The organism is Pseudomonas sp. GM84 (assembly GCF_000282535.1).
Lineage (GTDB): Bacteria > Pseudomonadota > Gammaproteobacteria > Pseudomonadales > Pseudomonadaceae > Aquipseudomonas.
This window is the reverse complement of record NZ_AKJC01000268.1, coordinates 1-5,926: the sequence shown is the minus strand read 5'-3', so window position 1 is coordinate 5,926 and position 5,926 is coordinate 1. Positions and strand designations below refer to the sequence as shown.

At 63.9% G+C, this 5,926-nt stretch carries 6 protein-coding genes; 5 read left to right on the top strand and 1 reads right to left on the bottom strand.

The features are described 5' to 3' along the window. The first annotated feature begins 238 nt into the window (after window positions 1-238). Together PMI38_RS20490 and PMI38_RS20485 are read left to right on the top strand one after the other, a co-directional pair. Window positions 239-1,282: a histone deacetylase family protein gene (locus PMI38_RS20490; protein ID WP_008098075.1), complete on the top strand. Its 1,044-nt coding sequence runs from the start codon at window positions 239-241 to the stop codon at window positions 1,280-1,282. Then, entirely contained in the window at window positions 1,282-2,385 is a 1,104-nt protein-coding gene (locus PMI38_RS20485) for a polyamine ABC transporter substrate-binding protein (RefSeq protein WP_008098072.1), read from the top strand. Before PMI38_RS20490 ends, PMI38_RS20485 begins: the two co-directional genes overlap by 1 nt. Window positions 2,386-2,503: 118 nt before the next feature. Here PMI38_RS20485 and pdxR read toward each other — a convergent pair whose 3' ends face one another. Then, on the bottom strand, window positions 2,504-4,033 hold the full coding sequence (pdxR, locus tag PMI38_RS20480; protein WP_008098071.1) for a MocR-like pyridoxine biosynthesis transcription factor PdxR: 1,530 nt from the start codon (window positions 4,031-4,033) through the stop codon (window positions 2,504-2,506). A gap of 90 nt (window positions 4,034-4,123) precedes the next feature. On the opposite strand from pdxR, the gene PMI38_RS20475 reads away from it, so the two are divergent. From PMI38_RS20475 to PMI38_RS20465, 3 genes are read left to right on the top strand one after another with little or no spacing between them, the layout of a single operon-like run. Further along, entirely contained in the window at window positions 4,124-4,753 is a 630-nt protein-coding gene (locus tag PMI38_RS20475) for an FMN-binding negative transcriptional regulator (RefSeq protein ID WP_008098069.1), read from the top strand. Window positions 4,754-4,765: 12 nt separating this feature from the next. Further along, window positions 4,766-5,212, top strand: a complete 447-nt coding sequence (locus tag PMI38_RS20470; RefSeq protein ID WP_008098067.1) for a GNAT family N-acetyltransferase — start codon at window positions 4,766-4,768, stop codon at window positions 5,210-5,212. A gap of 7 nt (window positions 5,213-5,219) precedes the next feature. Further along, a complete protein-coding gene (locus tag PMI38_RS20465) occupies window positions 5,220-5,891 on the top strand; it encodes a GNAT family N-acetyltransferase (protein ID WP_008098065.1) in 672 nt (223 codons plus the stop codon). The last annotated feature ends 35 nt before the right edge of the window (window positions 5,892-5,926 follow it).

Genomic DNA, 5,926 nt, shown 5'->3' with positions numbered 1-5,926 from the left:
TTCCTGCGTCAAGTGCTGTACCCGCGTCGTCCCCTTCGCGGGACAAGCCCGCTCCCACAGGTACCCCACCAGCCTCAAGAGCGGTGCTATTCCTGTGGGAGCCGGCTTGCCGGCGATGAGGCCGGTACAGGCCAGCGACCTTGGCCACATCGATCCCCTTTTGGCCGTTTGCGTCGTTCTCCACCTGCGGGTCGCCCATGAAAATGGGCCCACGCCTGTCCCCCCGGAGAACAACAAAATGCTGACAATCTATTCCGATGACCACCGCCTGCACCACGGCCGCTGCGAGCTGATCGACGGCAAGCTGATGCCCTGCTTCGAAATGCCTTCGCGCGCCGACCATGTGCTCGACCAAGTGAAAAAGCGCAACCTCGGCGAAGTCGAAGGCCCGACCGACTTCGGCCGCGCACCGTTGCAACGCATCCACAGCGCCGACTACCTCGACTTCTTCGAGGGCGCCTGGGCGCGCTGGGCGGCGCTGGGGCACGAGGGCGACCTGCTGCCCTTCACCTGGCCAGCGCGCACACTGCGCCAGGTCAAGCCGACCGGCCTGCACGGCGAACTGGGTTACTACAGCTTCGATGCCGGCGCCCCCATCACCGCCGGCACCTGGCAGGCCGCCTACAGTGCCGCGCAGGTAGCCCTCACCGCCCAGGCCGCCATCCAGCAGGGCGCGCATTCGGCCTTCGCCCTGTGCCGCCCACCAGGGCACCACGCTGCCGCTGAAGTCATGGGTGGCTACTGCTACCTGAACAACGCCGCCATCGCCGCCCAGGCCTTCCTGGACCAAGGCCGAGCGAAAGTGGCCATCCTCGATGTCGATTACCACCACGGCAACGGCACCCAGGACATCTTCTATCAGCGCAGCGACGTGTTCTTCGCTTCGATCCACGGCGATCCGCAGGCCGAATTCCCGTTCTTCCTGGGCTATGCCGACGAAACCGGTGAGGGCGCAGGCGAAGGCTGCAACATCAACTACCCATTGCCGGCCGGCAGTGACTGGGCCGCCTGGAGCGCCGCCCTGGAAGCCGCCTGCCAGCGCATCGCCGACTACGATGCCGATGTCCTGGTGATTTCGCTGGGCGTGGACACCTTCAAGGACGACCCGATCTCCCAATTCAAGCTGGACAGCCCGGACTACCTGGAAATGGGCAAGCGCATCGCGCAACTGGGCAAGCCGACCTTGTTCGTGATGGAAGGTGGCTACGCTGTGGAAGAAATCGGCATCAACGCCGTCAACGTGCTGGAAGGTTTCCAGCGCGCCCAGCCAGGAGCCCGGTAATGGTCCGACTCAAGCGTCTGCTCGCCCCGTTCATCGCTGCGACCCTGTTCACCGGTGCCCTGCAGGCCCAGGCTGAACAGCGCACCCTGCGGGTCTACAACTGGTTCGACTACATCACCCCGCAGACGCTGACCGACTTCCAGAAGGACAGCGGCGTCAAGCTGATCTACGACATCTTCGACACCAACGAAGCGCTGGAAGCCAAGCTGCTGACCGGTAACTCCGGCTATGACGTGGTGGTGCCGTCCAACGTGTTCCTCGCCAAGCAGATCGAAGCCGGGGTGTTCCAGCCGCTGGACCGCAGCAAACTGCCGAACTGGCAGCACCTGGACCCGGCGCTGATGAAGCTGATCGAGGCCAACGACCCCGGTAACAAGTTCGCCGTGCCCTACATGTACGGCACCGTGCTGATCGGCTTCAACCCGGACAAGGTCAAAGCCGTGCTGGGCGACAACGCGCCGGTGGACAGCTGGGATCTGATCTTCAAGGAAGAGAACATCGCCAAGCTCAAGCAATGCGGCGTGGCGCTGCTCGACTCACCCTCGGAGATCCTGCCGCTGGCCCTGCAGTACCTGGGCCTGGACCCCAACAGCGGCAAGCCGGACGACTACAAGAAGGCCGAAGCCCTGCTGCTGAAGATCCGCCCGCACATCACGTACTTCCACTCCTCGAAGTACATGGCGGACATCGCCAACGGTGACATCTGCGTGGCCGTCGGTTATTCCGGCAGTTTCTCCCAGGCCGCCAACCGCGCGCGGGATGCGAAGAATGGCGTAGTGGTGGACATGCGCTTGCCCAAGGAAGGCGCGCCCATCTGGTTCGACATGCTGGCGATCCCGAAGAATGCCGCCGACCCGGAGGATGCGCATACCTTCATCAACTACCTGCTGCGCCCGGAAGTGATTGCGCCGATCAGCGACTTTGTCGGGTATCCGAACCCGAACAAGGATGCGACCGACAAGGTCGCCCCGGCGATTCGCAACAACCCGAACCTGTACCCGACCGCCGAGGCCATGACCAAGCTGTATACGCTCAAGCCATTGTCGCGTGACGCCGAGCGGGCACGGACGCGGGCGTGGACCAGGATCAAGTCCGGGACCTGATCGTCAGGGCTGCTGCGCAGCCCAATCGCCGGCAAGCCGGCTCCCACAGGGGAACTGCGCTGTTTTCAAGTGTGGTGTGGGAGCTGGCTTGCCAGCGATTGGGCCGCAAAGCGGCCCCCTACTTTCGCCACGCTTTGCGCAACCGCATCAGCGCTTCTGCAATTTCCCCTTCCGGCACCGCCGCAAACCCCAGCACCAGCCCTGCACGCTTATCCAAGGGCACCGCGCTGTCTTCCATCCAGTAGCTGCTCAGCGGATTGACCTCCACCCCCACCGCCTCGGCCCGCGCAACCAGTTCCTGCTCGCGCGCAAAGTTATCCACATCTACCTTCACGTGCAGGCCCGCTGCCACTTCCGGCATCCCGCCCAGCCCCGGCACATCCACAGGCCAACCGGCTTTCAGCACATTGCGCCGGCTCAATGCCGCCCGCCGCATGCGGCGGATATGCCGCTGGAAGTGTCCCTGGGCCATGAACTCTGCCATCACGCACTGCGTTCCCACCTCGGAATGCCGCATCGCCAGCGCCCTGCCCTGGCTGAAGGCCTGCACCAGCCGCGCCGGCAACACCAGGTAGCCAAGGCGCAGCGCCGGGAAAGCGATCTTGCCGAAGGTGCCGACATACAACACCCTCCCCTGGCGGTCCAAGGCCGCCAGCGGGGCCAACGGCGCGCCGCTGTAGCGGTACTCGCCGTCATAGTCGTCCTCGATGATCCAGCCATCGCCACGCTCGGCCCAGGCCAGCAATGCCAGGCGCCGGGCCAGGCTCATGGTCACCCCGGTCGGGTACTGGTGAGCGGGGGTGACATAGGCCAGCCGACAATCCTGTATCTGCTCCAGGCAGCTGCAATCCATGCCTTCCTCGTCCACGGGTACTCCGATCACTTTGCCGCCAGCGACGGCGAAGGTATGACCGGCAGCCCTGTAGCCTGGGTTTTCCACAGCCACGCCGTCACCCGGCTGCAACAGCAACTGTGCACAAAGGCTGATGGCCTGCTGTGCGCCACTGGTGATCACAATTTGTTCAGCCGTGCAGGACAGGCCACGTGAGCGGCGCAAGTACGCCGCGATCAGTTCGCGCAGTGCCCGCTCGCCTGCAGGGTCGCCGTAACCCAGCTGTGCAGGGTCGGGATTACGCCAGAAACCCGCCTGCAGCTTGGCCCAGACGTCAAACGGGAACAGGTCGAACGCTGGAATTCCCACGCGAAAAGCGCGCGGCGCACCGCTTCTGGGCAGCGGTAGATGGTTACTTTTCAGACGCTCCAAGGGCTCGCTGGAAAGGGTGTTGCTGGATAAATCCTCAGTATATTCCGACGAAAATGTGGATAAGCCTGTTGATAAACCCCGGGATAACCCTGTGGATAGTTCTGTGGATAATTTTGCTTGTCGGCTGACATAGGTGCCATCCCCTACCCGGCTTTCGATGTAGCCCTCGGCATACAACTGATCGTAGGCACGCACCACACTATTGCGCGAAAGCCCCAGGGTAGCCGCCAGGTCGCGAGTGGCCGGCAGCCGCGTGCCGCTGCCCAGCCGTCCGTCCAGCGCGCGCGCGCGCAAGGCCTGATACAGCTGCTGACTCAACCCGCGCCGACGGTCGAGAACGATCCCGGCAGGGTCGAAAGGCGACAGGAGGGGACGCTCGTTCATGGCATTGGACCTATGAAAACAGCCATTAATGGATCTTACTCTGAGCCAATAGCCTGCCTAGGATGGAGTCATTCGACAAGGAACCTGCGCATGTACAACAGCAAACCTCACCAGGAGCACGACCTGCATCGCCTGCACCAGCACATGCTCGACACCCGCCTGGCCGTGCTGGTCAGCCACGGCGAGCAGGGCTTGCAGGCCACCCACCTGCCGGTGCTGGTCGACACGGCTGAAGGCGAGTTCGGCACCGTCTACGCTCACCTGGCACGTGCCAATCGCCAATGGCAGGACCTGGAACAGGGTGGTGAAGCCTTGCTGGTGTTCCCGGGCGCCGATGCCTATGTCAGCCCCAGCTACTATCCCAGCAAGGCCGAGAATCCCAAGGTGGTGCCGACCTGGAACTACCTGGCCGTGCACGCCTACGGCCCCGTCGAAGTGATTCACCAAGCCGCGCCGCTGTTGGACATCGTCAGCCGACTGACCGAGCGCCATGAACAAGACCGCAATGAGCCGTGGAAAGTGGCCGATGCGCCCCGCGATTACCTCGACGGCATGCTCCGCGCCATCGTCGGTATCCGCCTGCCCATCGCCCGCTTGCAAGGCGCGCGCAAGCTCAGCCAGAACCGTTCGGCGCAAGACATCGCCGGCGTACGCGACGGCCTGAGCAGCAGCCCCGATTACCTCGACAACCAACTCGCGGCGCAGATGCGCCAACTCTGAAGGAAAAGCCCCATGCCCAGCGTCACCCTGCGCCCTGTCGGCGCCAACGACCATGCTGCCTGGCTCGCCCTGTGGCAGGCCTATCTACGCTTTTATGAAACCGAGTTGCCCGAGGCCGTCAGCGCCAGCACCTGGGAGCGCCTGCTCGACCCCAGCGAACCGACGAACTCGGCCCTGGCCTGGGTCGATGGCAAGGCAGTGGGCATGGTCAACTGGATCTACCATCGCTCCAACTGGAGCATCGAGAACGCGTGCTACCTGCAGGATCTGTACGTGGACAGCGCCCAGCGCGGCCTGGGCATCGGCCGCCAGTTGATCGAGCACGTCTATGCCACGGCCAAGGCCGCAGGGTGCATCAAGGTGCACTGGCTGACCCACGAAACCAATGCCACCGCCATCAGCCTGTATGAACAGGTTGCCGAGCGCCCGGGCTTCATCCAATTCCGCAAAGGGCTGTAGGCCGAACATGACTGACGCACTGAACTGGAAACCGGCTGCAACGCCTAGGGCAGAGCCGCTCGAAGGCCGTTTCATTCGCCTGGAAAAGCTCGACCCGGCACGCCACGGTGATGATCTGTGGGACGCACTGCAGGGCCCGGCTTCCGATCCGGTCCTGTGGGACTATCTGCCTTACGGGCCGTTCACCGAGCGCGCCGCCTTCGATCGTTGGCTCGAGGGCAATGCCGCAAGCCACGACCCGCTGTACTTCACCGTCCTCGACCGCGCCAGCGGCCAGGCCCAGGGCGTACTCACGCTGATGTCGATCGTGCCCGACCACGGCCGCATCGAGATTGGCCATATCGCCTTCGGCGCCCCCATGCAGCGCACGCCCAAGAGCACCGAGGCGGTGTACCTGCTGGGCAAACTGGGTTTCGAGCTGGGCAACCGCCGCCTGGAATGGAAGTGCAACAACGCCAATGCCCGCTCCAAGCGCGCGGCGGAGCGGTTCGGCTTCCAGTTCGAAGGGGTGTTTCGCAAGCACCTGGTGGTCAAGGACCACAACCGGGATACGGCGTGGTATTCGATTACCGATGATGAATGGCCGCAGGTGGCGGCGGGGTTCGAGCGGTGGTTGAGCGAGGAAAACCAGCAGGCTGAGGGGCAGGTGCGGACGCTGGAGCAGTGCCGTAGAGGCTGATGGGTGTAGTGAATCTACCGGCCCTATCGCCGGCA

Coding starts and splice junctions, on each gene's coding strand:
- PMI38_RS20490 (WP_008098075.1), top strand. CDS start 239: ATGCTGACAATCTATTCCGATGACCACCGCCTGCACCACGGCCGCTGC.
- PMI38_RS20485 (WP_008098072.1), top strand. CDS start 1,282: ATGGTCCGACTCAAGCGTCTGCTCGCCCCGTTCATCGCTGCGACCCTG.
- PMI38_RS20475 (WP_008098069.1), top strand. CDS start 4,124: ATGTACAACAGCAAACCTCACCAGGAGCACGACCTGCATCGCCTGCAC.
- PMI38_RS20465 (WP_008098065.1), top strand. CDS start 5,220: ATGACTGACGCACTGAACTGGAAACCGGCTGCAACGCCTAGGGCAGAG.
- PMI38_RS20470 (WP_008098067.1), top strand. CDS start 4,766: ATGCCCAGCGTCACCCTGCGCCCTGTCGGCGCCAACGACCATGCTGCC.
- pdxR (WP_008098071.1), bottom strand. CDS start 4,033: ATGAACGAGCGTCCCCTCCTGTCGCCTTTCGACCCTGCCGGGATCGTT.